The sequence below is a fragment of the Mesorhizobium vachelliae genome, assembly GCF_033977325.1.
GTDB classification, from domain to species: domain Bacteria; phylum Pseudomonadota; class Alphaproteobacteria; order Rhizobiales; family Rhizobiaceae; genus Mesorhizobium; species Mesorhizobium vachelliae.
This window is the reverse complement of record NZ_JAVIIR010000001.1, coordinates 499,494-524,913: the sequence shown is the minus strand read 5'-3', so window position 1 is coordinate 524,913 and position 25,420 is coordinate 499,494. Positions and strand designations below refer to the sequence as shown.

The 25,420-nt window shown below is 64.1% G+C and carries 26 protein-coding genes; 5 read left to right on the top strand and 21 right to left on the bottom strand.

From position 1 onward, the window contains the following. Positions 1 to 58: 58 nt before the first annotated feature. The 9 genes from RFM41_RS02580 to RFM41_RS02540 all read right to left on the bottom strand — a co-directional run bounded on the left by RFM41_RS02580 (position 59) and on the right by RFM41_RS02540 (position 6,232). Complete coding sequence (locus RFM41_RS02580) at positions 59 to 2,545, bottom strand: EAL domain-containing protein (RefSeq protein ID WP_320245992.1); 2,487 nt, start codon at positions 2,543 to 2,545, stop codon at positions 59 to 61. A 295-nt stretch (positions 2,546 to 2,840) separates the two neighbouring features. Continuing rightward, positions 2,841 to 3,239, bottom strand: a complete 399-nt coding sequence (locus RFM41_RS02575) for a DUF1801 domain-containing protein (protein WP_320245990.1) — start codon at positions 3,237 to 3,239, stop codon at positions 2,841 to 2,843. Positions 3,240 to 3,314: 75 nt separating this feature from the next. After that, complete coding sequence (locus tag RFM41_RS02570) at positions 3,315 to 3,758, bottom strand: DUF1801 domain-containing protein (protein ID WP_320245989.1); 444 nt, start codon at positions 3,756 to 3,758, stop codon at positions 3,315 to 3,317. After that, the gene (locus RFM41_RS02565) at positions 3,758 to 3,991 is read right to left on the bottom strand and encodes a hypothetical protein (RefSeq protein WP_320245988.1); all 234 of its coding nucleotides are present in this window, start codon (positions 3,989 to 3,991) and stop codon (positions 3,758 to 3,760) included. Before RFM41_RS02565 ends, RFM41_RS02570 begins: the two co-directional genes overlap by 1 nt. Before the next feature lie 39 nt (positions 3,992 to 4,030). Continuing rightward, entirely contained in the window at positions 4,031 to 4,423 is a 393-nt protein-coding gene (locus RFM41_RS02560) for a VOC family protein (RefSeq protein WP_320245987.1), read from the bottom strand. 78 nt (positions 4,424 to 4,501) lie between these two features. Beyond that, a complete protein-coding gene (locus tag RFM41_RS02555) occupies positions 4,502 to 4,906 on the bottom strand; it encodes an SRPBCC family protein (RefSeq protein WP_320245986.1) in 405 nt (134 codons plus the stop codon). Beyond that, positions 4,903 to 5,226 (bottom strand): ArsR/SmtB family transcription factor, encoded by a 324-nt coding sequence (locus RFM41_RS02550; protein ID WP_040990288.1) that lies wholly within the window; start codon positions 5,224 to 5,226, stop codon positions 4,903 to 4,905. Before RFM41_RS02550 ends, RFM41_RS02555 begins: the two co-directional genes overlap by 4 nt. 96 nt (positions 5,227 to 5,322) lie before the next feature. After that, the gene (locus tag RFM41_RS02545; RefSeq protein ID WP_320245985.1) at positions 5,323 to 5,790 is read right to left on the bottom strand and encodes an NUDIX hydrolase; all 468 of its coding nucleotides are present in this window, start codon (positions 5,788 to 5,790) and stop codon (positions 5,323 to 5,325) included. 145 nt (positions 5,791 to 5,935) lie between these two features. After that, positions 5,936 to 6,232, bottom strand: coding sequence for a hypothetical protein (locus RFM41_RS02540; protein ID WP_320245984.1), 297 nt, complete (start codon positions 6,230 to 6,232; stop codon positions 5,936 to 5,938). A 196-nt stretch (positions 6,233 to 6,428) separates the two neighbouring features. On the opposite strand from RFM41_RS02540, the gene RFM41_RS02535 reads away from it, so the two are divergent. Then, entirely contained in the window at positions 6,429 to 6,659 is a 231-nt protein-coding gene (locus RFM41_RS02535; RefSeq protein ID WP_320245983.1) for a hypothetical protein, read from the top strand. Next, entirely contained in the window at positions 6,656 to 7,252 is a 597-nt protein-coding gene (locus tag RFM41_RS02530; RefSeq protein WP_320245982.1) for an invasion associated locus B family protein, read from the top strand. Before RFM41_RS02535 ends, RFM41_RS02530 begins: the two co-directional genes overlap by 4 nt. A 51-nt stretch (positions 7,253 to 7,303) precedes the next feature. On the opposite strand, the gene RFM41_RS02525 is transcribed toward RFM41_RS02530, so the two are convergent. Genes RFM41_RS02525 through RFM41_RS02495 form a run of 7 tightly spaced genes read right to left on the bottom strand, consistent with a single transcriptional unit; the run spans position 7,304 to position 15,501 of the window. Further along, positions 7,304 to 8,005: a response regulator transcription factor gene (locus tag RFM41_RS02525; protein WP_320245980.1), complete on the bottom strand. Its 702-nt coding sequence runs from the start codon at positions 8,003 to 8,005 to the stop codon at positions 7,304 to 7,306. Then, entirely contained in the window at positions 8,002 to 10,725 is a 2,724-nt protein-coding gene (locus RFM41_RS02520; protein ID WP_320245979.1) for a DUF4118 domain-containing protein, read from the bottom strand. Before RFM41_RS02520 ends, RFM41_RS02525 begins: the two co-directional genes overlap by 4 nt. 56 nt (positions 10,726 to 10,781) lie before the next feature. Further along, positions 10,782 to 11,345: a potassium-transporting ATPase subunit KdpC gene (gene kdpC, locus RFM41_RS02515; protein WP_320245977.1), complete on the bottom strand. Its 564-nt coding sequence runs from the start codon at positions 11,343 to 11,345 to the stop codon at positions 10,782 to 10,784. A 12-nt stretch (positions 11,346 to 11,357) separates the two neighbouring features. Next, a complete protein-coding gene (gene kdpB / locus RFM41_RS02510; RefSeq protein ID WP_320245975.1) occupies positions 11,358 to 13,451 on the bottom strand; it encodes a potassium-transporting ATPase subunit KdpB in 2,094 nt (697 codons plus the stop codon). After that, a complete protein-coding gene (locus RFM41_RS02505; RefSeq protein ID WP_320319244.1) occupies positions 13,448 to 13,702 on the bottom strand; it encodes a hypothetical protein in 255 nt (84 codons plus the stop codon). The genes kdpB and RFM41_RS02505 overlap by 4 nt, the downstream gene beginning before the upstream one ends. Then, positions 13,686 to 15,389, bottom strand: coding sequence for a potassium-transporting ATPase subunit KdpA (gene kdpA / locus RFM41_RS02500; protein ID WP_320245973.1), 1,704 nt, complete (start codon positions 15,387 to 15,389; stop codon positions 13,686 to 13,688). Before kdpA ends, RFM41_RS02505 begins: the two co-directional genes overlap by 17 nt. 22 nt (positions 15,390 to 15,411) lie before the next feature. Then, positions 15,412 to 15,501, bottom strand: a complete 90-nt coding sequence (locus tag RFM41_RS02495; protein WP_040990279.1) for a K(+)-transporting ATPase subunit F — start codon at positions 15,499 to 15,501, stop codon at positions 15,412 to 15,414. Between the two features lie 490 nt (positions 15,502 to 15,991). Between RFM41_RS02495 and RFM41_RS02490 the strand changes: the two genes are divergently transcribed. Further along, positions 15,992 to 16,267, top strand: coding sequence for a hypothetical protein (locus RFM41_RS02490; RefSeq protein WP_320245972.1), 276 nt, complete (start codon positions 15,992 to 15,994; stop codon positions 16,265 to 16,267). Positions 16,268 to 16,277: 10 nt separating this feature from the next. On the opposite strand, the gene RFM41_RS02485 is transcribed toward RFM41_RS02490, so the two are convergent. The 5 genes from RFM41_RS02485 to RFM41_RS02465 form a co-directional block, all read right to left on the bottom strand. Then, on the bottom strand, positions 16,278 to 17,714 hold the full coding sequence (locus RFM41_RS02485) for an amidase (protein WP_320245970.1): 1,437 nt from the start codon (positions 17,712 to 17,714) through the stop codon (positions 16,278 to 16,280). Positions 17,715 to 17,920: 206 nt separating this feature from the next. Next, positions 17,921 to 19,012, bottom strand: coding sequence for a Gfo/Idh/MocA family oxidoreductase (locus tag RFM41_RS02480; protein ID WP_320245968.1), 1,092 nt, complete (start codon positions 19,010 to 19,012; stop codon positions 17,921 to 17,923). A gap of 268 nt (positions 19,013 to 19,280) precedes the next feature. After that, positions 19,281 to 20,453 carry an ABC transporter substrate-binding protein gene (locus RFM41_RS02475; protein WP_320245967.1) on the bottom strand — a complete coding sequence of 391 codons (1,173 nt, stop codon included), beginning with the start codon at positions 20,451 to 20,453 and terminating at the stop codon, positions 19,281 to 19,283. 84 nt (positions 20,454 to 20,537) lie between these two features. Next, on the bottom strand, positions 20,538 to 21,386 hold the full coding sequence (locus tag RFM41_RS02470) for an ABC transporter permease (RefSeq protein WP_320245966.1): 849 nt from the start codon (positions 21,384 to 21,386) through the stop codon (positions 20,538 to 20,540). Beyond that, the gene (locus RFM41_RS02465) at positions 21,383 to 22,210 is read right to left on the bottom strand and encodes an ABC transporter ATP-binding protein (RefSeq protein WP_320245965.1); all 828 of its coding nucleotides are present in this window, start codon (positions 22,208 to 22,210) and stop codon (positions 21,383 to 21,385) included. Before RFM41_RS02465 ends, RFM41_RS02470 begins: the two co-directional genes overlap by 4 nt. Before the next feature lie 275 nt (positions 22,211 to 22,485). On the opposite strand from RFM41_RS02465, the gene RFM41_RS02460 reads away from it, so the two are divergent. Next, complete coding sequence (locus RFM41_RS02460) at positions 22,486 to 23,433, top strand: MurR/RpiR family transcriptional regulator (RefSeq protein WP_320245964.1); 948 nt, start codon at positions 22,486 to 22,488, stop codon at positions 23,431 to 23,433. 81 nt (positions 23,434 to 23,514) lie between these two features. Further along, the gene (locus tag RFM41_RS02455; RefSeq protein WP_320245963.1) at positions 23,515 to 25,305 is read left to right on the top strand and encodes an NAD(P)-binding domain-containing protein; all 1,791 of its coding nucleotides are present in this window, start codon (positions 23,515 to 23,517) and stop codon (positions 25,303 to 25,305) included. Positions 25,306 to 25,420: the final 115 nt, after the last annotated feature.

Here is a 25,420-nt window from a genome sequence, read left to right as displayed (position 1 = left end):
TCTTTGTTTTTACGGAATTCCGGACGGAAAACCGCTGCGCACTTTTCCTGGAATTCCTCTAGCCGGCCTTGCGGCGCAGCGTCCGCGCCAAGGTCTCCCAGCCATCCGCCGTTGCATCGCGCTCACCGCGATTGCCGCGCAGGACGGTGGTGGCATCGAATGGCTGGGGCCGGGCAATCGCATAGCCTTGCGCATAGTCGACGTCGATCGCTTTCAAGGCCTCGACGATGCCGTCGCTTTCGACGAATTCGGCGATTGTGCGCTTTCCCGTGACCTTGCCGATATGATGGATCATCTCGACCATCGCGCGATCGATGCGGTCATCGAGCATGTCCTTGACGAAGCCTCCGTCGATCTTGAGGTAGTCGACCGGCAGATGCTTCAGATAGGCGAAGGACGACATGCCGGAACCGAAATCGTCGAGCGCGAAGCGGCAGCCGAGCCCACGCAGGTCGGCGATGAAGCGCATCGCCTCGGTCAGATTGGCGATGGCGCTGGTCTCGGTGATCTCCAGGCAGATCGTCTCGGGCGCGATGGCGTGCGCGGCGAACTGCTCGCGCATGAAGCCGAGAAACGTCTCGTCGCCGAATGTGGCGCCGGAGAGATTGATCGCGCAGGTGGATATCGGCACCGCGCGCGGATCGGTGAGCCTCGCCGCCAAAATGGCGAAGGTGTTGCGCACCACCCAGCGGTCGATCGCCGGCATCAATCCGTAGCGCTCCGCCGCCGGAATGAAGCTCTGCGGGGTGACGAAGCTGCCGTCCTCATCGGTCAGCCTCAGCAGGATCTCGATATGCGCGCCTGCCTCGGCAATATCGTCCCGCAACGGCACGATCTCCTGCGCATGCAGCCTGAAGCGGTTCTCGTCCAGCGCCGCATGCAGGCGCTGCACCCAGGCCATCTCGCCGAAGCGCTCGCGCAGCGCTGAGTCGCCGTCGCTGTGGAGCTGGACGCGGTTGCGGCCCTTTTCCTTCGCCATGTAGCAGGCGACGTCGGCGGCGCGCAGCACCTCCTCCAGCGTCATGCCGGCATTGGCGACCTCGACCATGCCGATGCTGACACTGATGTTGAAGGGACGTCCATCCCAGGAGAAATGCAGATCCTGAACCGTGGCGCGCAAGCGCTCCGCGGTCGCGGCGGCGCAGTCGGCATCGCAATCGAAGAGCAGCACACCGAACTCGTCGCCGCCCAGCCTCGCCAATATGTCGCCGGGCGGCAGCTCGTTGGCGAGCAGCACCGAGATCTGGCGCAGCAACTGGTCGCCGGCGGCATGGCCACATGTGTCGTTGACCAGCTTGAACTGATCGAGGTCGAGATACATCAGCGCGTGCCGGCGCGGTCTTTCCGGCGCTTCGGAGATCGCGCCCGCCAGCCGGTTCTCGAAGTCGCGACGGTTGACGAGACCGGTCAGCGCATCATGCGATGCCTGCCACGACAGGCGCTCGATATAGTCCTGCTCGCGTGTCATGTCGTGCAGGGCCAGGACGCAACCGAGGATCGTGCCGGAAACGATCAGCGGCGCGCCGTTTAGCGCCACCGGCACGACCGAGCCGTCGAGACGCTCCAGAAGTTGCGGGCGCACATTGGAGCGGCGCGGCTCGCCTGCCAGCAGGCGGGCAATCAGATCGGTCTCCTCGACGCCGCTGTCTTTGTCGACAAGCCGGAACAATGAGGCGACCGATCTGCCCCTGGCGGCGGCCAGCGGGCAGGCAAGCAGCCTTTCCGCTCCGGCATTCATATAGTCCAGCCGCCCCTCGGCATCCGTGCTGATGACGGCCTGGCCGATCGAGGCCAATGTGATCTGAGCACGCTCACGCTCGGCGTTGAGGGCTGTCTGAAATGCCTGGCGCTGTTTCATCAGCTTGCGCGTGCGCCAGACGGCGAGCAGGATAAGCAGCGCGGCTGTCGCGAGATTGGCCGCCGTCAGCGCCATCTTGATGACACGCGACCCCTCGCCGAGGCTGTCGGAAAAAGCCTTGGCCAGCGGCCCGATCCGGTGGTCGATCTGGTGGATTTGCGCTTTCCAGAGGCCGATCTCGGCTGACGATCCCGGTCCCTTTTCGAGCCTGCGATGCATGTCGTCGCCCAGTCTTTCGATGGCGAGGATCATCTCGTCGGCAGCCGTCCAGTGGCGGATCGCGGTGTCGAGATAGCTGACGCGGCGGAAATTGCGGAACAGCCAGATCAGCCCGGCGATATCGTCGGGGTGGTTGTTGCCGCCAAGAAAGCCAAGCCGGGCCGCATCCGTGTCGGGCTCGGCCTGTTCGAGCGCCAGCCGCGCGGCGCGATCGGCGAGCGGCACGGCGATGGCCTGACGATATTCGTTGAAATACTCTTCGCGGCCGGTGTCGGCGTAGAGGCTGAGGAAATAGATGGCGTGCTTCTGCCCCTTCGACCATTGGCTTTCACCGCCGACATAGGCGCGGACGGCGGACAGCGTGTGGAGGCTGAGGGTCGCAACCAGTGCCTGGATCAGGACGACCGCGACGAACGGCCAGACCAACCCGATGAGACGCGGGGCGGCATCGGTCGATGAGAGCTTCATCCCATTCCCATGGAGCTCGTGTTGGCTCCCTCGGTGTCTGTCCGACTGGGTCATCCGTCGGTTGAGACGATGTTCTTCCCCGCATGTCGTCCAGTTACTGGCGACATCGATTCAGATAGCGCGCCTGGCTTAACGGCCGATAAATTTGGCCAGTATTTGTTTCATGAATTATTGCTCAGCAACGGAAGGATGCTTACGCCGCGTGATGGCGACATTTGACGCCTAGTATCGATGCGCGGTGCGAGACCACGGAAGAAAAAGCCGGCAACATCAATCCGATAGCGGCAGCCGTCTCTCAGCGTTTGGTCTTCGATCTGTTGAGGGTCACGGCTTCGCGGACGAGCGCCTTCAGGGCGTCGGCGTTGATCGTGTCGCCTTCCTTGAAATCGATGGCGCGCCTGGTATTGCCTTCGAGGCTGGAGTTGAAGAGCTTGTTGGGATCGGGCAGCGCCGCACCCCTGGCGAAGGTCAGCTTGACGACAGCTTTGTAGGTCTCGCCCGTGCAGATCATGCCGGCATCCTCCCAGACCGGCACGCCGCGCCATTTCCATGTCTCAACCGCTTCGGGTGCGGCTTGCCGGATCAGGGCTCGGAGACGGGCAAGTGTCTCGCCACGCCAGTCGCCGAGTTCCTCGATCCTCGCGCCGATCAGCTCGGACGGAGACTTCTCGCCCTGCACGCCGTCTTTTTGCATGTTCGGTTCTCCTGGGGCTGAATGGAAATTGCAATCATGTCTCTTTCAGGGAGACGGCGCTTGATCGCCCGTGCGCTACATCCGTTCGCCGGGCAGCTGGCTTGCTTGCTTCACCCAGGAGACGAACTGCTCCTCGTCGAGCCGGTCATTCTCATGGATGTGGACATAGCGCGTGTCCTTGCTCTTGGATTCGACAGGCGGCACGGGCTTCAGCGACAGGCCGCGGAAGAACGCCACCTTGATGTATTTGGCGAAGCAGTGGATGCCGAGGAACCAGCCTTCGCCTTCCATGCCGTAGAATGGAGAGTTCCATTTGACGGCCTTTTGCACATCGGGAACGGCCTCAATGATAAGTTGGTCGAGCCGGCGTCCTACCTCGCTCTTCCAGCCCGGCATCGCCGCGATATAGGCCTGCACGGGAGCGTCGCCATAGCCCTTGGCGATCTGCGGGTTGCCACCTGAAAGCAGGACAGGTTTCGCGTCCGCGGACCCGGCAGCCTTCGATTTCGCCTTCGTCATCAGGCCGATCCTGTGCGTTCGCCCGCCGGCTCACCGCGCTGCCTGCCGATATAGGGCAGCACGAACATATAGAGCCCGCTGAACAGCAGCAGAAAAAGCGGGATCAATGGCGAATAGACGATCCAGGCCGGCGGCGGGCCCATGGCCATGGCGGCGAAATTGGCAATGACGGTGACGGTGAAGATGATCGACAGCCAGCGGTGAAGGCGCCTGATCCACTTGCTCCAGTTCAATCTAACCTCCCTTGCGAACGACGAGACGGATCGAGCTCTCTACCAGCGCGCCAGCTGCGAAAGCTGAATGAGGTTGCCGCAGGTGTCGTTGAGCTGCGCGATGGTGGCACCGGTTACCGCGGTCGGCGCCATGGCGAAGGTGCCGCCATTGGCCTTGATGCGCTCATGGTCGGCCTTGACGTCGTCGGTGAACAGCATCAGCGCCGGCTGGCCCTGCTTGAAGATGGCCTGCTGATAGGTCTTTGCGGCGGGGTTGTCATTCAGCGCCAGCTGCAGCTCGGTGCCGTCGGGGTCGTCCGGCGAGACGACAGTTAGCCAGCGAAACGGTCCGTTGGTGAAGTCGGCCTTCTTGGTGAAGCCCAGCACGCCGGTGTAGAAGCCGAGGGCCTTTTCCTGGTCGTCGACATAGATGCTGGTCAGCTTGATCTTCATTTTCGTGCCTCCATTGCTTACGCCTGCGGTTTGCCGCCCCGCCAGGACCGTGTCTGTCTTTTGACGCTTCGGCGGATGTCAATCGATCCGCGAAAGCAGTTGCTCCAGGGCCGTGAAGTTGCGCTTCCAGCCCACCGTGGCGCCGCGGTAGTACGGCTCCTGATCCGTGCGGAAGCCGACCTGCTCCATGCGCAGATGCGTGCCCGTGCCCCTTGGGGTGAGCGTCCAGGTGACCACGCTCTCGAGATCCTTGGTGTCCCAGCTGTAGGAGAGAGTTCTGTTGGGCTCGACCATGCGCACCTGGCAGTCGACGCCACCCCATTCGGCGTTCAGGCTGAAGCGATGGTCCACGACCGGCTTGAAGTTGTTCTTCATCAACCACTCCTCGATGAGATGCGGTTGGGTGAGCGCACGCCAGATCTTTTCCGGTGGAAAAGGTATCTCGCGCTCGACGATGACGGAGCGCGTTGCGGCTTCATTCATTGATCCATCCTTTTGAGCAGGTCTTCCAGATCGTCGAACCGGCTTTCCCAAAACCCCGCCATGTCGCGCGTCCAGTCCATCAACGGCGCCAGCGCCTTGAGCTGCGCGCTGTAATGGGTCTGGCGCCCTTCGTGACGGTCTCGCACCAGACCCGCCTCCTTGAGCACGCCCAGATGCTTCGACACCGCCGGCTGCGACACGCCGGCCTGCGCGGTGAGGGCGCCGACCGTCTGCTCACCCTGGCGGCACAGACGTTCGAAGATGGCGCGCCGCGTCGGATCGGCAAGCGTCCTGAACAGCATGTCATGCGCGGTTGTCATCCCAATCAATAACCCGTTGGCTATTGATCGACGTATAACCACTGGGATATGTATGAGTCAAGCAGCGAATGAGGGCATCAGGCAGAACCGAGGCTGTTATGCCGGATCGGTCGCCGGAACAGTCAGATCCCTCAGCAGCGTCGAAAGCTCCGGCTCGTCGATGAGTAGGGCGGCGTCGGCCGCCGGCAGCCACGCGCGCTGCCGGTTCGCGGCTTCCTGCCAGTCGGCGAGTTCCTCGGTGACCTGCAGCAGGTAGACCGCAACGTCGACGCGAATGAAGCCGTTGGTCATGCGTTTCCAATAGGAATAGGTGCCGGCAGGCTGCTTCAGCGTCTTGCCCAGAACGCCGGCTTCCTCCTGGGCTTCGATCGCTGCCGCCTTGCGCCCGCTCTTGCCCTTCATCGGCCAACCCTTGGGCACGATGAAGCGCCGCGTGGTGCGTGAGGTGACCAGCAACACTTCGAGGCTGCCGTCTTCCCGCAATCGATACGGAATGGCCGCCACCTGGCGGATCCGTTGGCCTTTCCTGGCTTTGCGAACTGCTTTCTTCTTGGTCGTTGCCATCCCAAATTCCGGTGAGAGCAGCATCCCGCCACACGCCCTCCGCGCGGCAAAAACCTGTCCTCCTGCAAACCCTAAAACCACCGCCCTTGCAATCCGGCATTTTGCCAGCAAGTAAGTCGGCTAATAAACTGAAAAAAACAAAATGTCAGCGGCAAACCCTGGAAATCGTGTTGCCGACCGCTTCCATCCGGCATGTCTTGTCATATACCGGCACATCGGGCTGGTTGCTGGGTGGGGTCGGCCGGTCGAGCTCGCGATAGATTTGCTGCTGCTGCTGATATTGCTGCCGCTGCAACCTGTTCTGCAACTGCTGCAGCTCGTTCTGCTGCACCAACGCGTTGCGGTTCGTCGGGATGACGATTTGCGCATAAGACGGCGCAGTCTGAGAAATCGCGGCCGCCAGCACGGCGCCTGCAAGAACAGTCAGGGTGTGACGAAGCATCCGTACGGCTCCCATACGAAAAACGATGTGTTTTATATAGTGCGGCCAGTCAATAACGCCATGGGCCGACTGTGAAACGTGATGGCGTGGACGCAAACCGCGCGACCGTCCACGGCGCGACGCCGGCGTTCAAGCTCGGTGCCGAAGTTCCGACCGGCGATATCACCGGCTGTCGGCATGGGTACTGCGCCAAGCAATGGGGATCGAGGGGCGCTTCGCCGCCGCCGAGAATCTGCCCTGCAACCCGGCATTGCACTTGACGGAAGCCATCGATTCGCCGCTCTATCGGGTCGGCGCCGGGCTGGATCTCGATGGCGGTCAGGCAGAACGGCGCCTTCGGGGAAACGTCAAGCAGAACGCGGTCGGCACGTCTCTGAAGGTCAGCTTTCAGCTGACGCGGGGCGGCGGCCAAGAAGGGATATCATGAATACCAAGTACGCGTATCTCGCGGCGATGCTGGCAGCCGCCTGCATTGCCGGTGTGCCGGCAGCCGGACTTGCCGCGCAGAACAAGGGCGACAAGGTGGCGCCCGCGGCCCAGCCGGGCGACGCGGCGGGCAAGCCGCAACTGCCGGGCGGCGCCTCGGCGCTGTCGGAGACGCATGGCGACTGGACGGTCAACTGTCAGGTCACCGGCACCAACAAGGTCTGCAGCCTGTCGCATCAGCAGTTCAACAAGCAGAGCGGCCAGCGGCTGCTGGCGATCGAATTGACGACCAAGACCGGCCAGGACGCCGCCGGCACGCTGGCGCTGCCCTTCGGGCTTGCCTTGGCCAACGGCATCTCGCTCGAGATCGACGACAAGAAGCTCGACGGCACGCTGCAGTTCAACACCTGCCAGGCGGTCGGTTGCCTGGTGCCGGTGACGTTCGATGCCGGCACCACGCCGCTCTTGCAGAACGGCACCACGCTGAAGGTCAACGCGATCGCCGCCGACACGACGCAGCCGATCTCCTTCACCATCTCGCTCAACGGTTTTGGAAGCGCGCTGGCGCGGACGGCGGATTTGTCGGCGGATTGATTGGCGAACAAGGGTATTCGTTTCGAGGCGATCGGCGAAAAGTCGGTCGCCTTATTCGTTTCCGTCCACCTCGCGCAACCGATACCCGACGCCGGTCTCGGTGATAATGTAACGCGGCTGGTCCGGCGTCTTCTCGATCTTCTGCCGCAGCTGGCGCACATAGACCCTCAGATACTGGACGTCGGTCGAGTCGTTCCAGATCTGCCTCATCAGGAACTGATGGGTCAGCACCTTGCCGGCATATTGCACGAGCATGCGCAGGATGTCGTATTCCTTGGGCGACAGTTTCACTTCCTTGCCCTCGACCTTGACGATGCGCTTGACCAGGTCGACGGAAAGGTCGCCGGTATGGAACACCGGCTTCTCGCCTTGCTGCTGGAACTTGTGGCGCAGCGCGACGCGGATGCGCGCGACCAGCTCGTTCATGCCGAAGGGCTTGGTCACATAGTCGTCGGCGCCGACCTCCAGCGCCGAAACGATGCCGGCCTCATCGGTGCGGCTGGAGAGGATCACGACCGGAATGTCGAGGCCCTCGCCGCGCCATTTGCCGAGCAGATCGAGACCGGTCATGCCGGGCAGGCCGAGATCGAGCAGGATCAGGTCGGGTCGTTCGGCCTGCATGAGTTCGAGCGCCGCCTTGGCGCTCGGCGCCTCGGAGACCGCATAGCCCTGGCTGCTCAAGCCGACCCGCAGCAATTTACGGATCGGCGGCTCGTCGTCGACGACCAAAATGGAGACGGTCCGGTTTGTCATGCCGCATCATCCGTAAGGGGTGCGCCGAGCGCCGGCAACTCAGCCGGCACCGGCATGCGGATGGTGAAGATCGCGCCCGGACGGTCGGTGCGGTTGGCCGCCGCGATCGTCCCGCCCATCGCCTCGATGAAGCCGCGGCTGATCGACAGGCCGAGACCGGTGCCGGCGCGCACCTGATCGCGTTTGCGCACGCGGTAGAAGGTATCGAATATCCGCTCCAGGTCGTCCGGCGGGATGCCCGGCCCCTCATCCATCACCTGCAGGATGACCGCGCCATTGTCGACCCAGGCCTGCAGGCGGATGGCCGAGCCGGGCAAGGCGTATTTGGCGGCATTGTCGAGCAGGTTGAACAGAGCCTGCTCGAACAGCACGGGATCGAGCCGCAGCATCGGCAGATCGGCCGGGATGTCGGTCTCTATCCTGTGCTCGGCGGTGATCGTCCGCGCCCGGTTCAGCGCCGAGCCGACGACGTCGCCGACATAATTGAGCGCATAATTCGGTTCCATCGCGCCCGACTCGATCCTGGTCATGTCGAGCAGATTGGCGATGAAGCGGTTCAGCCGCTCGGACTCGCTGACAACCGTCGACAGAAGTTCCACGCGATCCTTTTCCGGCAGCGCCGGCGCGAATTCCTTCAGCGTGCCGGCCGCGCCCATGATCGCGGCAAGCGGCGTCTTCAGATCATGCGAGATGGAGGTGAGCAACGCCGAGCGCAGCCGGTCGGCTTCTGCCGCAAGCCTGGCGTGGTCGACATCGGCGACGAGCTGGACGCGCTCGATGGCCACCGCGGCCTGATCGGCGAGGGCGTCGAGCAAACGCTGCTGCTCGGGCGTCAGCAGCGGTCCTTGCTTGTCGTTGTCGAGGCCAACCACGCCGATCGCGGTTCGCTCGGTACGCAAGGGGAGATAGAGACGTTTCGCGCCGGGCAGGGTGTCGGCGCCGCGGCCGGCGGCGCGGTTGTGCTCCCAGGCCCAGCGGGCGGCCGCGATGTCGGCCTCGGCCAGGGTGTCGTCCGGCGGATAGCCGGCCTTGACGGTGATGGTGCCGTTTTCCGGCAAAAGCAGCACGACGCGGACCTTCAGCATCGAGGCGATCTGGAAGGCGGTGGCCCACAACACGTCGTCCAGCGTGCCGGCGCCGGCGAGCTTCTTGGAGAAGGAATAGATGTCCTCGGTGGCGCGCGCCCGCGAGCGCGCAGCGACCGCCTGGCGCTGCACGCGCGCCGTCAGATTGCTGGCGATGACGGCGACGACGAGGAAGACGCAGAACGCAACGATACTCTCCGGATCCCTGATCGTCAGCGTGTAGCGCGGCTCGAGGAAAAAGAAGTTGAAGGCAAGGGCGCTCAGGAAACAGGCATATAGCGCCGGCCAAAGTCCGAACGTCACCGCCGATGTCAGAACAGCCAGAAGCAGGACGCTGGCGAGGTTGCGGACGTCGAGGAACTGGTCGAGAACCGAGCTGACGGCCAGCGCGCTGGCGACATAGGCCGTCGAGAACAGATAAGGCCAGATCTGGAACGACTTCTGCTCGGGCGCGGCCTTCACCCGCGCCGACGGCGCGTCGGCGTTGCGCTCGGTTCCTGAGATGACATGGACGCTGATGTCGCCGGCATTGCGGATCAGGTCGTAGGTGAGCGAGCCCTCGATCAGCTCGCGCCAGCGCGAGCGGGTCGGCCTGCCGATGACGATATGGGTGAAGTTGTTCGTCGTCGCGTGGCGCACGATGTCCTGGGCGACGTTCTGGCCGGGAATGGTGGCGATCTCGGCGCCGAGCTGCTCGGCGAGTCGAAGATTCCTGGCCAGGCGATCCTTGTCCTCCTCGGACAGGCCTGCCAGGCGTGGCGTGTCGACATGCAGCGCCGTCCAGGGCGCGCGCAGCCGGTCGGCGAGCCTGCGCGCATAGCGGATGCGGGCCGCCCCGCCGGGCTGCGAGTCGACGCAGACGAGAACCCGCTCGCCGGCCGCCCACGGCCCCGGAATGGCGTGCGACTGCATATGGTTGAGCAACTGCTCGTCGACGCGCTGGGCCGTGCGGCGCAGGGCCAGCTCGCGGAGCGCCGTCAGATTGCCCGGCGAAAAATAGTTCTCGATCGCGCGCTGCGCGGTGTTGGGGAAATAGACCTTGCCGTCCTGCAGCCGCTTGATCAGGTCGTCGGGCGTGAGGTCGATCACCTCGATGTCGTCGGCCTCGTCGATGATGGAATCGGGAACCGTCTCGCGCACCCTGACGCGCGTGATCTGGGCGACGACATCGTTCAGGCTCTCGACATGCTGGATGTTGAGCGTGGTGTAGACGTCGATGCCTTGCGCAAGGATCTCCCGCACATCGAGATAACGCTTGGGATGCCGGCTGCCCGGCGCGTTGGTGTGGGCGAGCTCGTCGACCAGGACCAGCGCCGGGCGCCGCTTCAGGATGGCATCGATGTCCATCTCGTCCAAGGTCTGGCTGCGATAGTCGACCAGGCGGCGCGGGATCACCTCGTAGCCGTCGACCAGGGTCTGGGTCTCCTTGCGGCCATGCGTCTCGACGACGCCGATCACGACATCGACGCCGTCGGCGAGGCGGGCGCGGCCCGCCATCAGCATCTCGTAGGTCTTGCCGACGCCGGGTGCCGCGCCGAGGAATATGCGCAGGCGGCCGCGACCCTCGCGCTCGGCATGCTCGAGGAGCGCGTCGGGAGAGGGGCGGTGCTGAGGGTCGGTCCTGTCGTCCGGCATCAGGTCCAATCATGAATTGCGCCGGGGATCGTGTCGATCCCCGGCGCGTTGGCTGGCTATTTCAAATCGTCGAGGGCAAGGTTCAGCGCCAGCACGTTGACCACCGGCTCGCCGAGAACCCCAAGCTTGCGGTCTTCGACATGGCTGTCGACAAGCGCCTTCACCTTGGCCTCGTCCACGCCGCGGGCCTTGGCGACGCGCGCCACCTGGAAATAAGCGGCGTTGGGGCTGATGTCGGGATCGAGGCCGCTGCCCGAGGTGGTGACGAGGTTCATCGGCACCGGCTGGTTCGGGTTCTCGGCCTTCAGCTTTCCGGCGTCGCCCTTGATGCGGTCGATGAGCTTGGGATTGGTCGGGCCGAGATTCGAGCCGCCGGAGGAGGCGGCGTTGTAACCGTCACCGGCCGCCGACGGCCGGCCGTGGAAATAACGATCGCCGGCAAAGGCCTGGCCGATCAGGCTGGAACCGATCACCTTGCCGTCCCTGGTGATCAGGCTGCCATTGGCCTGGTTCGGAAACAGCGCCTGGGCGATGCCGGTCATGCCGATCGGATAGACGAGGCCGGCCAGCACCGTGAAGAAGACGATCATGACAAAAGCGGGTCTGAGTTGCTTGAACATCGGGATAAATCCTTATGCGAGGCCGAGGGCGGTGACGATCAGGTCGATCGCCTTGATGCCGACGAACGGCACGATGATGCCGCCGAGGCCGTAGACCAGCAGGTTGCGGGTGAGCAGCGAACCGGCGCCGATGGCGCGATACTTCACGCCTTTGAGCGACAGCGGGATAAGCGCGATGATGATCAGCGCGTTGAAGATGATGGCCGACAGGATGGCGCTCTGCGGCGTCGCCAGGTGCATGATGTTGAGCGCCTGCAGCGGGCCGGCGGACTGGCCGGGCGCGACGTAGAAGACCGCGAACATCGCCGGGATGATGGCGAAGTACTTGGCCACGTCGTTGGCGATCGAGAAGGTCGTCAGCGAGCCGCGCGTCATCAGGAGCGCCTTGCCGATCTCGACGATCTCGATCAGCTTGGTTGGGTCCGAGTCGAGGTCGACCATGTTGCCGGCCTCGCGCGCGGCGACCGTGCCGGTGTTCATGGCGACGCCGACATCGGCTTGGGCAAGTGCGGGCGCATCGTTGGTGCCGTCGCCGCACATGGCGACCAGCTTGCCCTTGGCCTGCTCCTCGCGGATCAGCGACAGCTTGTTCTCGGGCGTGGCCTGGGCAAGGAAGTCGTCGACGCCGGCTTCGGCGGCAATCGCCGCCGCGGTGAGCGGATTGTCGCCGGTGATCATCACCGTGCGGATGCCCATCTTGCGCAGCTCGGCAAAACGCTCGCGGATGCCGCCCTTGACGATGTCCTTGAGGTGTACGACGCCGAGCAGGCGGCCGTCGCGCTCGACCGCCAGCGGCGTGCCTCCGGCCTTGGCGATCTCATCGGCGATCGCCTGCAGGTCGCGGATCGTCTCGCTCGTCGGGCGCGCGCCATGGGCGGCGACGGTCGCCTGATTGACGTGGGTGAGAACCGCATCGACGGCGCCCTTGCGCACCGAAGAGCCGTCGATGTCGACGCCGCTCATGCGGGTCTGCGCGGTGAAGGGCACGAAGGTCGCGTGCAGCGTTGCCATGTCGCGGGCGCGGATGGCGTATTTCTCCTTGGCCAGCACGACGATCGAGCGTCCTTCCGGCGTCTCGTCGGCGAGCGAAGCAAGCTGGGCGGCATCAGCCAGCTCCTGCTCGGTGACGCCCTTGACCGGGCGGAACTCGGTCGCCTGGCGGTTGCCGAGCGTGATGGTGCCGGTCTTGTCGAGCAGCAGCGTGTCGACGTCGCCGGCGGCCTCGACGGCGCGGCCGGACATGGCGAGCACGTTGAAGCGCACCAGGCGGTCCATGCCGGCGATGCCGATGGCCGACAGCAGCGCGCCGATCGTGGTCGGGATCAGCGTCACGAACAGAGCGACGAGGATCGTCACCGGGATATAGCCGCCCGAATAGGAGGCGAAGCTCGGAATGGTCGCGGTCGCCAGCACGAAGATCAGCGTCATGCCGACAAGCAGGATGTTGAGCGCGATCTCGTTCGGCGTCTTCTGGCGCTCGGCGCCCTCGACCAGCGAGATCATGCGGTCGAGAAAGGTCTGGCCGGACGCGGCGGAGATGCGCACGCGGATCCAGTCGGACAGGACCTGGGTGCCGCCTGTGACCGCCGAACGGTCGCCGCCGGATTCGCGGATGACGGGCGCGGATTCGCCGGTGATGGCCGCTTCGTTGACCGAGGCGACACCTTCGATCACCTCGCCGTCGGACGGGATGATGTCGCCGGCCTCGACCAGGACGATGTCGCCGACCTTCAGGCTGGTGCCGGGCACCAGCTTGAATTTGGCGCGGTCGCCGTTGGTGAGCAGCTTGGCCTGGGTCTCGGTGCGCGCCTTGCGCAGCGAGTCGGCCTGCGCCTTGCCGCGGCCTTCGGCGACGGCTTCGGCGAAATTGGCGAACAGCACGGTGAACCACAGCCAGATGATGATCTGCAGCGTGAAGCCGAGATCGCCGCCGCCGGCAACCAGGTCGCGGATGAAAAGCACGGTGGTGAGCAGAGAGACGACCGCGACGACGAACATCACCGGATTCTTGACCAGCGTGCGCGGATCAAGCTTGCGGAAGGCGCCGCCGGTCGCGGGCACCAGGATGCGCGCATCCATGATGCTCGCGGATTTGGACTGGCTCATTTTTGGGCTCCAGTATCGGTTACGTTGGACGGCGCCGGGTGTTCGGTCTTCGGGAACAGGTGCGGAAGGCCGGTGGCGAGCAGCCACAGCACGAACAGCACGGCCGCCATGCCGAGAAAGGTTGAGAGGGTCGGGAAGGGACGAGGCTTCTCGTCCCTTCCGTTGTCGGGCGCTCCATCACCAGGTTGGTGAGGATCGTTCCGAAGGATGTCGTTAAAGCGGGGCATGGTCATCTCAGAAGGTCTGTCCATGGATCATCGCCAGGTGCTCGACGATCGGACCGACGGCGAGCGACGGGAAGAAGGTGAGGCCGCCGACGATGACTATGACGCCGACCAGCAGGCCGACGAACAGCGTGCCGTCGGTCGGGAAGGTACCGGCCGAGGCGGGCACGGTCTTCTTGGCGGCCAGCGAGCCGGCGATGGCCAAAGCCGGGACGATGACCAGGAAGCGGCCCATCAGCATGCCGAGGCCCAGCGTGATGTTGTACCAGGGCGTGTTGCCGGAGAGGCCGCCGAAGGCCGAGCCGTTGTTCGCGGCCGCCGAGGTATAGGCATAGAGCACCTCGGCGAAGCCGTGCGGGCCGCCATTGGCCATCGAGGCCACGGCGCTCGGAAGGACCACGGCGATTGCCGTGAAGACCAGCATCGCCAGCGGCAGGCAGAGGATCGCCAGCATCGCCATCTTGACCTCCTTGGCCTCGATCTTCTTGCCGAGATATTCGGGCGTGCGGCCGACCATCAGGCCGGCGACGAAGACGGCGACGACGACGAACATCAGGATGCCGTAGAAGCCGGCGCCGACGCCGCCGACGATGACCTCGCCGAGCTGCATGTTGATGAGCGGGATCATGCCGCCAAGCGCTGTGAAGCTATCGTGCATGGCGTTGACGGCGCCGCAGGAGGCGGCCGTCGTGATGACGGCGAACAGCGCCGACGCGGCGATGCCGAAGCGCGTCTCCTTGCCTTCCATGTTGCCGCCGTCGATGCCGAGCGCATGGACCAGCGGATTGCCGGCGGCCTCGGCCCAGTAGCAGACGGTGACACCGACGAGGAACAGCACGCCCATCGCGGCCAGGATCGCCCAGCCCTGGCGCTGATTACCGACCATGCGGCCGAAGACGTTGGTGAGAGCGGCGCCGATCGCGAAGATCGACAGCATCTGGATAAGGTTCGAGATCGCGTCCGGGTTCTCGAACGGATGCGCTGAGTTGGCATTGAAGAAGCCGCCGCCATTGGTGCCGAGCATCTTGATGGCGAGCTGCGAGGCCACCGGGCCAAGCGCGATCGTCTGCTTGGCGCCTTCCAGCGTGGTCGCGTCGACATAAGGACCGAGCGTCTGCGGGACCCCGAGCCAGACATAGACGAGCGTCAGAACGATACAGGCCGGCAACAGCACGTAGAGCGTGCAGCGGGTGAGATCGACCCAGAAATTGCCGATCGACTTGCCGGAAGCGCGGGCGAAGCCGCGGATGAGCGCAATGGCGATGGCGACGCCGGTGGCAGCCGACACGAAGTTCTGCACGGTGAGGCCGGCCATCTGCACGAGATAGGACATCGTGCTTTCGCCGCCGTAGTTCTGCCAGTTGGTGTTGGTGACGAAGCTGACGGCCGTGTTGAAGGCGAGGCCGGGCTCGACCGCCGCCATGCCCGCGGGATTGTAGGGCAGCGCGCCCTGGAGCCGCTGCAGCGCATAAAGGACGAGGAAGCCGGCGAGATTGAAAAGCAGCATGCCGGTCGCGTAGACCGCCCAGTGCTGTTCTTCCTTCTCGCTGGTTCCGGCGAGGCGGTATAGGCCGCGTTCGATCGGAACGAGCACCGGCGACAGCAAGGTGCGCTCGCCGCTGAAGACGCGGTAGATGTAGCCGCCGAGCGGCTTCACGAGCAAAAGCAGGATCCCGCAAAAGACGAGGATCTGTATCCAGCCATTGAGTGTCATGATGTGACCTTCCGGGCGCCGATCAGAAGCGTTCTGGGCGGATGAGGGCGTAAGTGAGATAGGCGAGCAGGAACAAGGTCACCGCGCCGCCGAGGATGTAATCGAGAAGCATGATCCGGCCCTTCCGCTCAGATGATGCCGCAGGCTTTGACGTAGGCTAAGGACAGGGCGAAGAACAAAATCCCGATCCCGAGAACTATGAGGTCCATTGCAGGTCTTCCTTGTTTCCACTTGGTGTTTTCGGCTCGCAGTGGCGGGCTCAAAACTGCACGCGCACGCACGTCATCTTGGCGGCGACGGCGATCAAAAGCATTTTTCGAAGGAAAATATGGACCCGATCGCCATAAAGGTTCGAGACGGAGCGGGTGGGAAAGATATAGGAATTTTATAGGGGTTTTGGGCGACCTTAGGCTGCTTGCCGGTACCCCGGGCTGCTTGCCGTTTCGAGGTCACTGGGCCGTTCGCAGGCTCAGGCAGGGCGAATAAAGGCGCATATATAAAGCGGCGTGGAATCCCCTCTCGAATTCATATGAAGCGGCCGTCTATCTAGTCGCGTGTCATAGCTCGCCCGAGTTTCGGCGCGCGCCAAATCGAGTTTCAAAATGCAGTTCGCACCATTCAGGATGGCTCCGCGGCTGGGCCAAAACATTCCGACCAAATACTTCATCCTCGCCGATCCGAAGGACAAAGGGGCGGTCATTGGCCGTCTGGCCGACCACCCCATCCGCGAGACGGTGGTCGATGGCCATGGCTGCAGCTATCGCTATGTCGGCGTCGCAACGCGCAATCCGGACGGACGCTATGACGTCGAGGCGCTGCGGCCCGGGGAGTGGATCGTCCAGCCGGGCCTGGTCTATGCCCTGGAAGCCAAACGATAGGTGATGGCGCCTACAGCGCCGGCCGTCGATCCTTCCACGACATGGCGTCTTCCAGCTGTGATGACAGCGCCAGCACCGTCGCCTCGTCGCCGTAACGGCCGACGAGCTGGACGCCGATCGGCACGCCGCCGGCCGACTGGCCGAGCGGCAGCGAGATCGCCGGCAGGCCGGAGATGTTGAAGGGGAAGTTGAAGACCGCGTCGCCCCATTTGGCGTTGTAGCGGTCGAGATCGGTTTCCGACATGTCGTAATAGCCGAGCGGGCGCGGCAGCTGCGTCAGCGTCGGGGTGATGAAGATGTCATAGGGGTTGAGGTCGCCGACGATGTCGCGACTGATCAGCCTCAGTTGCTCGACATCCGAAATATGCTTGATGCCGCTGGTCGCGCGGCCGCGCTGGATGATCGCCCAGGTCAACGGCTCGACATCGTTCGTGGTGACGGGGCGGCCGACCAGCGTTTCCAGGAAATCGAAAGTCGCCGCCGTCTGCACGCAGGTCATGTCGGTGTAGGTTTTCCACACGGCATCGGCGTCGAGCGGCATGTCGTGCTCCTCGATAGCGTGGCCGAGGCGTTCGAGCGCGGCAATCGTGGAGAGCACAGTCGCCCTGACGTCAGGATCGACCGCCGCGCCGTTGGGCGGCGTGACGGTAAAGCCGACGCGCAGTTTCTTCGGCGCCCGCGCGGAAAGGTTCAGCCAACTGTCCGCCGGAACCGGCGGCGTGTAGGCGTCGCCGGGCAGGGCGCCGGCCACCGCGTCGAGATAGGCAGCGGTATCGCGCACCGTGCGCGAGCAGCAGAGGAAATAGGCGCCGCCATACCAATAGTCGCCGAAGGGGGCGAGGCTGACGCGGCCGCGCGACGGCTTCAGGCCGACAATGCCGCAGCACGAAGCCGGCACGCGGATCGAGCCGGCGCCGTCGCTGGCCTCGGCGATCGGCACCATGCGCGAAGCGATCGCGGCCGCGGCGCCGCCGCTCGAGCCTCCTGGCGTGATGCCTTCCTTCCAGGGGTTCTTCGTCGTGCCGTAGAGTTTCGGTTCCGTGGTGATCGACCAGCCATTCTCGGGCGCATTGGATTTGCCGACAAGCACGAGGCCGGCGGCCTTGATACGGCGCACCACCTCACTGTCGGAATCGGCGACGAAGTCCTTCAGGTAGAAGCAGGAATTGGTGTTGGGCGCGCCCTTCCAGGACGAAGCGAGCTCCTTGAGCAGATAAGGCACGCCGGCGAAGGGCGCATTCTTATCCACCGTCGCCGCCTGGGCACGCGCCATGTCGTAGAGACGATGGACGACAGCGTTAAGCGAGGGGTTGAGGCGCTCGATCGTGGTGATCGCCGCTTCGACGAGCTCTGCCGGCGAGACCTCGCCGCGCTTCACCAGGTTGGCCAAGCCAAGCGCGTCTGACTCGGTATAGGTTTCGAGCAAGCTCTTCGAGATCGCGGCCATTGTGTTCCTCCCGTTAGGTTCTTGCTGAAGGCTGAGAATGGCTTGGCGGACTCACCCTCACCCAGCCTCCGCTTCGCTCGGCTGACCTCTCCCCGCCGGGGAGAGGAGATTGTTGGGCGCCGGCGCCAGTCCTCTTCTCCCAGCGGGGAGAAGGTGGCCGCGAAGCGGCCGGATGAGGGGGCTGGCTCGACTGGTGACCGAGAAATTCACGCCAGCTCGACGGTCCGCTTCTCCGCGATGCTCTGCTCCGCCGCCAGCACGATGCGGAGGCTATTCACCGCGGCATTCATCTGCTCGGTCAAGTCGAGGTCCTCGCGGATGGCGCGCAGGAAGAAAGCCTGCTCGCGGTCGCAAAGCTCCTGATGTCCGGGCTCGTCCTCCATGCTGACGATCTCGTCGGGTTTGGAAAAATTCTTGTCGCCATCGACCTGCGCGTAATGGATCTTCAGCGCGTCGGTCTTGGTGTGGCGGTCGATGTCGGCGGAATCGGATACCTCTTCGGCGTCCTTGGCGCTGCTTGCCCCCTGGCCGGCGACAATCGAGACGGCGCCCTTGGGGCCGACCACGTCCTTCACGAAATAGGCGGTCTCGCTCATCATCGGGCCCCAGCCCGCCTCGTACCAGCCGACCGAGCCGTCGTCGAAGGTGACGTGCAGATGGCCGTAATTCTGCTTGTCGGCCTCGGCCCAGAGCTTGGCTCCGATGCCGTGCACGCGCACCGGCTTGGCACCGGTCAGCTGGCACATGACGTCGACATAGTGCACGCCGCAATCGACGATCGGGATCAGCGAGTCGATCAGGTTCTTGTGCCAATGCCAGGCGCTGCCGCTGCTCTGCTGATTGAGGTTCAAACGCATCACCAGCGGCTTGCCAAGCGTCTTGCCGACCTCGATGAATTTGATCCAGGACGGATGGACGCGCAGGATGTAGCCCAGCACCAGCTTGCGGTTCTTCGCGCGCGCGGCAGCCACCACCTTCTCGGCGTCAGCGATGTTGGTGGCCAGGGGCTTTTCCATGAAGACATGGCAGTTGGCGGCGATCGCCTTCAGGGCGTATTCGGCGTGCGTGTTTGGCCAGCTGTTGATGGAGACCGCGTCCGGTTTCGTCTCCTTCAGCGCCAGGTCGAAGTCCTCGTAGAGCGGGTAGCCGGCGAGGTCTTTCGGGATCTTCTTGTTGCTCTTGATCGAGCGGCTCATGATGCCGACGATCTCGAAGCCTTCAGAGCGGTGATAGGCGCTTGCATGCGAGGCGCCCATATTGCCCAGACCAACCACCAGAATTCTTACCTTGTCGGCCATGTCAGCCTCCCTAATTCCTTGATTCAATCATGGGCGGCGATCGATCGCCGCTCATCACCCGGCCCTTTCCTCTCCCCCGTCGATCGGGGGAGAGGTGTCGAGCGAAGCTCGACGGAGTGGGGGTCGACCTTCGCCGCGGGCCTGAGGTTTCTTGCCCGCCAGATTGTGCCTGTCTTGCAGCGATTGCGCATTTGGCGAACGCCTTCCCCCACTCCGTCGCCGCTTCGCGGCGACACCTCTCCCTCCGGAGGGGGAGAGGAAAGGAGCCTCACTTCACCGCCGAATCGAAGAGGTGCGCCTTGATCTTGTCGACGTCGAGCGCGGCAAAGCCCTCCGACAGCTTCACGCCGTCGGCGTCGGCCTTGACCTTGGCCTTGTCGAAGTCGTTGGCGGCCTTGATCAGGTCGTTGGTGCAGACGTCCTCGGCCTTCACCGGCGCGGTGATCTGGCCGATCTTGAGGATCTCGTCGAAGAAGCCCTGCCAGCTCGCCATGTCGTGCGAGCCCCAGCCGCCGCGCTTGTCCATGTCGCCGCGGAAGACGTTGATCTGCTGCAGGATCGAGGTGGTGCCGAGCTCCGGCCCAAGGTTCTTGGCCAAGGTCGGGAACTGTTCGAACACGGCCTCGACCGCGGCGCGCGGGTTCTGGTAGCCGAATTCGAGGCCCATCGCCCAGCCACGCAGGTATTTCTCCAGGAAGGCCTTTTTGTCGGCATCCTCGAGGTCGGCGGCGCGCACCACAAAAGTGTTGGCCGGCAGCTTCGAATTCTGCACGCCCAGCCAATATTCGAAGTCGAGGCCCTTGGCGATCCATTCGGCGCGCAGCCCCTCCCAGGAAAGCGCCGCGTCGCCCTGGCCGCCGGCGAGCGCGGTGCCCCAGGTCGGCCAGCCGGCCTCGACATATTTCACCTTCTTGATGTCGACGCCCTGGGCGGCAAGCAGTGGATCGACGATCGCCTGCCAGGCGGCGGAGCCGAGCAGGATGGTCTTGCCTTCGAGGTCCTTGAGGTTCTTGGTGCCCTGGCCCTTGCGGAAGGCGATGCTGAAGGTGTCGCGCGCGCCCATGTGGAACACCGACTTCAGCTTCATGCCGTTCTGGATGGCGAAAGAGAAGACGCCGGGCGAGGGGAAGCCCATGTCGGCCTGGCCGACATCGACGAACTTCACCGTCGCGGTGCCGTCGGATGGGCCGGGCTGCATGTCGGTGTTGAGGTCGCCGAAATAGCCGGCCTTCTTCGCCGACCAGTAGGGATAATCGTCCAGCACTTCGAGTGTGCCGCGCGGCGAGATCCAGGTGAATTTCTCGTAAGCCGCCGCCCTGGCTTTCAGGCCGGACGCGCCGAGCGCAGTGGCGGTCACGACGCCGGCCGCCGTCACCTGCAGAAAATAGCGGCGGCTGATGCCGGCCGGAACACTGGAATGGGTCGGTTTGTCGTTGGTCATGGCATTCCCCTTTTGTTGATTGCCCTTTTATCGATCGCTTGCCTTGCCTTTGCCCGCCTCCCGGGCAACCTCGTCCTTTCGCGCTTATGTCTCCCAGTTCGCCCATTTCTTGCCGATCAGGAAGAACAGCACGTAGATCAGGATGCCGAGCGTCGACAGGATCAGCACCACCGCGAAGAATTGCGGCATCTGGATCATCGACGAATAGGAGGTGAGCCGGTTGCCGAGCCCGAAGCCGCCGCCAACCATCTCGGCGCCGACGGCGGTGAGCAGGCCGAAGATCGCGCCGATCATCAGGCCGACCAAGATCATCGGCAGCGCCATCGGCGCGCGGATCTTCCAGAAGATCTGCAGTGTGCTGGCGCCATACGACCGGGCTAAGGCGATCTTGGCGCTGTCGACGCGGCGAAAGCCGGTTGCGGCGTTGATCATCACCATCGGACCTGCGGCCAAGGCCACTGCGATGATGCGCGGCGTGTAGCCGAAGCCGAAGCGCAGGATCAGCAGCGGCACCAGCGCCAGCATCGGCGTGGTGACGAGTATCAGGATATAGGGCGCGACGATCTTTTCGGCGAAGGGAAACTGGGTGATCACGGCCGCCATGACCAGGCCGACGACGGCGCCGATGGCGAAGCCCGAGACAAGCTCGACCAGCGTGTAGCCGAGATGCGGCGCGATCAGCGGGAACTCGTCGAATAAAGCGTAAACGATCGAGCTTGGCGGCGGCATGATGTATTGCGGCACGTGGAAGATGCGCAGCGCCAGCTCGATGCCGCCGATGATCACCACGGCGACGGCGAGGATCGCCGCCACCTCGGCGCCGGATTTGATGCCGGGACCGCTGGCGAAGGCCGAAAGATTGGTCAGGCTGACGTCCTGCCCATCTGCCGATTTGGCCTTGGAGAATTCCGGAATGGCGTCGCCTCCGCTCACGGCCTGATCCTCACGATTTCGGCCGATGGCCGTTCCGGCGTCTTTGGCCGCACGCGCTCGCCGACAATGTCCATCTTGATCTTGTTGGTGAGGTCGAAGACCTCTTTCGTCGCCATGATCTCCAGCGAACGCGGGCGCGGGAACGGCACGTCGTAGACCTTGGCGACGCGGCCCGGCCGCGTGGTCAGCACCACAACGCGGTCGGAGAGGAAGATCGCCTCCTCGATGCTGTGGGTGATGAAGACGATGGTGGTCTTGGTGTCGAGCCAGATCTCCTCGACGAGGCGATTCATCTCCTCGCGGGTGAAGCTGTCGAGCGCACCGAAGGGCTCGTCCATCAGCAGCACCGAGGGTTTCAGTGCCAGCGCACGCACGATCGCGGCGCGCTGCTGCATGCCGCCGGAAAGCTCGCGCGGGAACTTGCCGCCGAAGCCGTCGAGCCCAACGCGGTTCAACAGGTGCGCGATCCAGGCGCGATCGGGCTTCTCGCCCTTGATCTCGAAGGGGAAGTTGATGTTGGCGTCGAGATTGCGCCAGGGCAAAAGGTTCGCTTCCTGGAAGACGATGCCGATCTCGGGCCGCGGTCCGGTGATCTCCTTGCCATCGAGCAGGATGGAGCCGGCTGTCAGCCGATGCAGGCCGGACATCGACCACAACAGCGTGGTCTTGCCGCAGCCCGAGGGGCCGACGATCGAAACGATCTCATTGGATTGCACATCGAGGCTGCAGCGATCGAGCGCCAGAAGATCGCCTGAGGCCGTTTGATAGACCTTCGTCGCTGCCTGCACGCCGAGCTTCGGCGTTCTTGCGCTTGCCGTACTCATGCTCCCCCTCGGAGACTGCGCGATGAGTTGCCGAAGGCCTCATCTGTCCGCAAAATCAGTCTGTAACTATCCTACTTTACTGTCAAGCGGCGACGAAGAGCGAAGGCAATCAGCTTCAATCAGTCCTTATCTAAGCGTCTGATTTTTCGTTCTTTTATGACGCCTTGCGATGTGTGTTACTTTCCTACATACTCACCTCGGTTGATTGCCTATGGCCAGCGGGCGGATAATCGCGAAGATGATAGGTCCCGAAGCGGGCTGGGGAGGACTGGCCAATGACCGAAGCTGACAGCCAGGCGGTGCGAACTGTGGACGAGGACGACGACCGCCACGACCATGTCAGGCGCATTCCCGATATCATCTCGCAGGTGAAAGACAGCTATGCGGAGCTGCGGCCGGCCGAGCGCCGCGTCGCCGACGTCGTGCTCGACGACGTCAAATATGCGGTCGACGCTTCCAACGCCGCGCTTGCGCAGCGCGCGGGGGTCAGCGAGCCGACGGTCACCCGCTTCTGCCGCGCCATCGGCTGCGACGGCGTGCGCGATTTCAAGCTGAAGCTGGCGCAGAGCCTGGTCGTCGGCGCGCTCTATCTCGCCACCAAGCCGCAACCCGCGAATAGCGACAGCGGCATGCCTTTCTGGAACGCCGTGTTCGGCGAGGCGCGGCGCGCGCTGCAGGAGGCCGAACGGCAGATTGATCCGGGACAGCTGCAGAAGGCGGCGGAGCTGATCGCCAAGGCGCGGCAGGTGACGGTGTTCGGCCTCGGCGGCAGCTCATCGGCGCTGGCGCAGGAGACGCAATACCGGCTGTTCCGCTACGGCATCACCATCAGCGCGCAGTGCGATCCCTACCTGATGCGCATGACCGCCTCGACGCTGAAGCCGGGCGATCTGGTGATCGCGATCTCGGCGACCGGCCGTACCCGGGAAGTGATCGAAGCGGTGGAGCTCGCCAAGCATTACCGCGCCAACGCGATCTGCGTGACGGCGCCGGACACCGAGTTGACTCGGGTCTGCGACGTGCGGCTGACGGTTGCCGTGCCCGAATATCCCGACACGCTGAAGCCGACCGCGTCGCGCTACGCCTTCCTCGCGGCGATCGATCTACTCGCGGTGGCGACCGCTTACAAGATCGACGGCCCTGCGCGCGAGACCGTGCGCCGCGTCAAGTACAATGCCCAGATCCATCGGACGGGAAAAGAGATGGAGCCGTTGGGGGATTAGCGACTATTCCTTCTCCCACAGGGGGAGAAGGGGAAGGCGCCGCTGCCAAGGAATTTGAACTGAAGAAGGGAACGAAGAAGAATGCTCGACATCGCACCATCGCAACAGGCGGCAACTTGGCTCGGCGCTTTCGGCCGGGCCTTGGAGGCCGGCGATATCGAGGCGGCGACCGGCCTTTTCGCGGAGGACTGCTACTGGCGCGATCTTTTGACCTTCACCTGGAACATCAAGACCATGGAAGGACAAGCCGCGATCCGCGACATGCTGAAGGCGACGCTGGCGTCGGTTAAGCCATCGCAGTGGCGGCTGTCCGGCGAGGCGAGCGTCGACGACGGCATCATCGAAGCCTGGTTCACGTTCGAAACGGCGGTGGCGCGGGGCGAGGGGATCCTGCGGCTCAAGGACGGCCGCTGCCGCACGCTGTTCACCGCGATGAGCGAGCTTAAGGGTTTCGAGGAGCGGAAAGGCCCGGCGCGGCCGCTCGGCATCCGCCACAAGGCCGATCCCAAGCGCGAGACCTGGGCGGAGGCAAGGGCACGCGAGGCGCGCGACCTCGGCGTGCATGAGCAGCCCTATTGCCTGGTGATCGGCGGCGGGCAGGGCGGCATCATGCTGGGCGCCCGGCTGCGGCAGCTCGGCGTCCCCACCCTCGTCATCGAGAAGAACGCGCGCGCCGGCGATTCCTGGCGCAACCGCTATCGCTCGCTCGTGCTACACGACCCGGTCTGGTACGACCATCTGCCCTATGTCCCGTTCCCGGAAAACTGGCCGGTCTTCACGCCCAAGGACAAGATGGGCGACTGGCTGGAAATGTATACCCGCGTCATGGAGCTGAACTATTGGGTTGCCACCGGATGCATCAGCGCCGCCTATGACGAGACCGAAAAGGTCTGGACCGTGGTGGTCGACCGCGTCGGACAGCGCATCACGCTGAAGCCGAAGCACATCGTCTTCGCCACTGGCGCCTATGGGCCGCCGCGGCAGATCGAATTGCCTGGCGCCGAGAGCTTCAAGGGCGAGCTTCTGCATTCCAGCCAGTATTCCACCGGCGAGAAGTTCCGCGGCAAGCGCGTCGCGGTGATCGGTGCTGCAAGCTCGGGTCACGATGTCAGCGTCGATCTGTGGGAAGCGGGCGCCAAGGTCACCATGGTCCAGCGCTCGCCGACGACCGTGGTGAAGTCCGATACGCTGATGGACGTCGGCTTCGAGATCTTCTCCGAAAAGGCGCTGGCGCGCGGCATCACCACCGACAAGGCTGACATGATCGTCGCCTCGACACCGTTCGCGCTGGTGCCGAAGGGCCAGCGCGCGCTCTACGACGTCATCCGGGCGCGCGACGCGGATTACTACCGGCGCCTCAGCGACAGCGGCTTCGCCATCGATTTCGGCGAGGACGAGACAGGGCTGTTGATGAAGGCCTACCGGACAGGCTCCGGCTATTACATCGATGTCGGCGCCTGCGAGCTGATCCTGAACGGCGAGATCAAGGTGAAGAGCGGTGTCGGCATCAAGTCGCTGACGCCGGACGGCATCCTGTTCGAGGACGGCAGCGAATTGGAAGTCGATGCGATCGTCTGCTGCACCGGCTACCAGTCGATGAACGAGACGGTGGCGGCAATCGTCTCGCGCGAGGTTGCCGACAAGGTTGGCCCGTGCTGGGGCCTTGGCTCCGGCGTAAAGGGCGATCCCGGTCCCTGGCAGGGCGAATTGCGCAACATGTGGAAGCCGACGGCGCAGGAAGCGCTATGGTTCCATGGCGGCAACCTGGCGCTGTCGCGGTTCTACTCGAAATATGTGGCGCTGCAGCTCAAGGCGCGCATGGAGGGCATTGCCACGCCGGTTTATGGCGAGCCGAGCAACGCGAGGCAGTGACGTTCGATCTCCCCCCTTGAGGGGGAGATGCCCGGCAGGGCAGAGGGGGTCGTCTCACATAGAACGCCGACACCCTCTGTTGTCGCGGACGGCGTTGGCGCTTCACGCGAGGCGA

What these genes read in the sequence shown, in the direction of transcription:
- RFM41_RS02460 (WP_320245964.1), top strand. Translation starts at nt 22,486, where the DNA reads ATGACCGAAGCTGACAGCCAGGCGGTGCGAACTGTGGACGAGGACGAC.
- RFM41_RS02570 (WP_320245989.1), bottom strand. Translation starts at nt 3,758, where the DNA reads ATGACGAAGGCGAAATCGAAGGCTGCCGGGTCCGCGGACGCGAAACCT.
- RFM41_RS02485 (WP_320245970.1), bottom strand. Translation starts at nt 17,714, where the DNA reads ATGGCCGCGATCTCGAAGAGCTTGCTCGAAACCTATACCGAGTCAGAC.
- RFM41_RS02480 (WP_320245968.1), bottom strand. Translation starts at nt 19,012, where the DNA reads ATGGCCGACAAGGTAAGAATTCTGGTGGTTGGTCTGGGCAATATGGGC.
- RFM41_RS02535 (WP_320245983.1), top strand. Translation starts at nt 6,429, where the DNA reads ATGGGGATCGAGGGGCGCTTCGCCGCCGCCGAGAATCTGCCCTGCAAC.
- RFM41_RS02555 (WP_320245986.1), bottom strand. Translation starts at nt 4,906, where the DNA reads ATGAATGAAGCCGCAACGCGCTCCGTCATCGTCGAGCGCGAGATACCT.
- RFM41_RS02465 (WP_320245965.1), bottom strand. Translation starts at nt 22,210, where the DNA reads ATGAGTACGGCAAGCGCAAGAACGCCGAAGCTCGGCGTGCAGGCAGCG.
- kdpC (WP_320245977.1), bottom strand. Translation starts at nt 11,345, where the DNA reads ATGTTCAAGCAACTCAGACCCGCTTTTGTCATGATCGTCTTCTTCACG.
- RFM41_RS02530 (WP_320245982.1), top strand. Translation starts at nt 6,656, where the DNA reads ATGAATACCAAGTACGCGTATCTCGCGGCGATGCTGGCAGCCGCCTGC.
- RFM41_RS02550 (WP_040990288.1), bottom strand. Translation starts at nt 5,226, where the DNA reads ATGACAACCGCGCATGACATGCTGTTCAGGACGCTTGCCGATCCGACG.
- RFM41_RS02455 (WP_320245963.1), top strand. Translation starts at nt 23,515, where the DNA reads ATGCTCGACATCGCACCATCGCAACAGGCGGCAACTTGGCTCGGCGCT.
- RFM41_RS02525 (WP_320245980.1), bottom strand. Translation starts at nt 8,005, where the DNA reads ATGACAAACCGGACCGTCTCCATTTTGGTCGTCGACGACGAGCCGCCG.
- RFM41_RS02560 (WP_320245987.1), bottom strand. Translation starts at nt 4,423, where the DNA reads ATGAAGATCAAGCTGACCAGCATCTATGTCGACGACCAGGAAAAGGCC.
- RFM41_RS02475 (WP_320245967.1), bottom strand. Translation starts at nt 20,453, where the DNA reads ATGACCAACGACAAACCGACCCATTCCAGTGTTCCGGCCGGCATCAGC.
- RFM41_RS02520 (WP_320245979.1), bottom strand. Translation starts at nt 10,725, where the DNA reads ATGCCGGACGACAGGACCGACCCTCAGCACCGCCCCTCTCCCGACGCG.
- RFM41_RS02495 (WP_040990279.1), bottom strand. Translation starts at nt 15,501, where the DNA reads ATGCTTCTCGATTACATCCTCGGCGGCGCGGTGACCTTGTTCCTGCTC.
- kdpA (WP_320245973.1), bottom strand. Translation starts at nt 15,389, where the DNA reads ATGACACTCAATGGCTGGATACAGATCCTCGTCTTTTGCGGGATCCTG.
- RFM41_RS02545 (WP_320245985.1), bottom strand. Translation starts at nt 5,790, where the DNA reads ATGGCAACGACCAAGAAGAAAGCAGTTCGCAAAGCCAGGAAAGGCCAA.
- RFM41_RS02490 (WP_320245972.1), top strand. Translation starts at nt 15,992, where the DNA reads ATGCAGTTCGCACCATTCAGGATGGCTCCGCGGCTGGGCCAAAACATT.
- kdpB (WP_320245975.1), bottom strand. Translation starts at nt 13,451, where the DNA reads ATGAGCCAGTCCAAATCCGCGAGCATCATGGATGCGCGCATCCTGGTG.
- RFM41_RS02505 (WP_320319244.1), bottom strand. Translation starts at nt 13,702, where the DNA reads ATGGACAGACCTTCTGAGATGACCATGCCCCGCTTTAACGACATCCTT.
- RFM41_RS02580 (WP_320245992.1), bottom strand. Translation starts at nt 2,545, where the DNA reads ATGAAGCTCTCATCGACCGATGCCGCCCCGCGTCTCATCGGGTTGGTC.
- RFM41_RS02540 (WP_320245984.1), bottom strand. Translation starts at nt 6,232, where the DNA reads ATGCTTCGTCACACCCTGACTGTTCTTGCAGGCGCCGTGCTGGCGGCC.
- RFM41_RS02575 (WP_320245990.1), bottom strand. Translation starts at nt 3,239, where the DNA reads ATGCAAAAAGACGGCGTGCAGGGCGAGAAGTCTCCGTCCGAGCTGATC.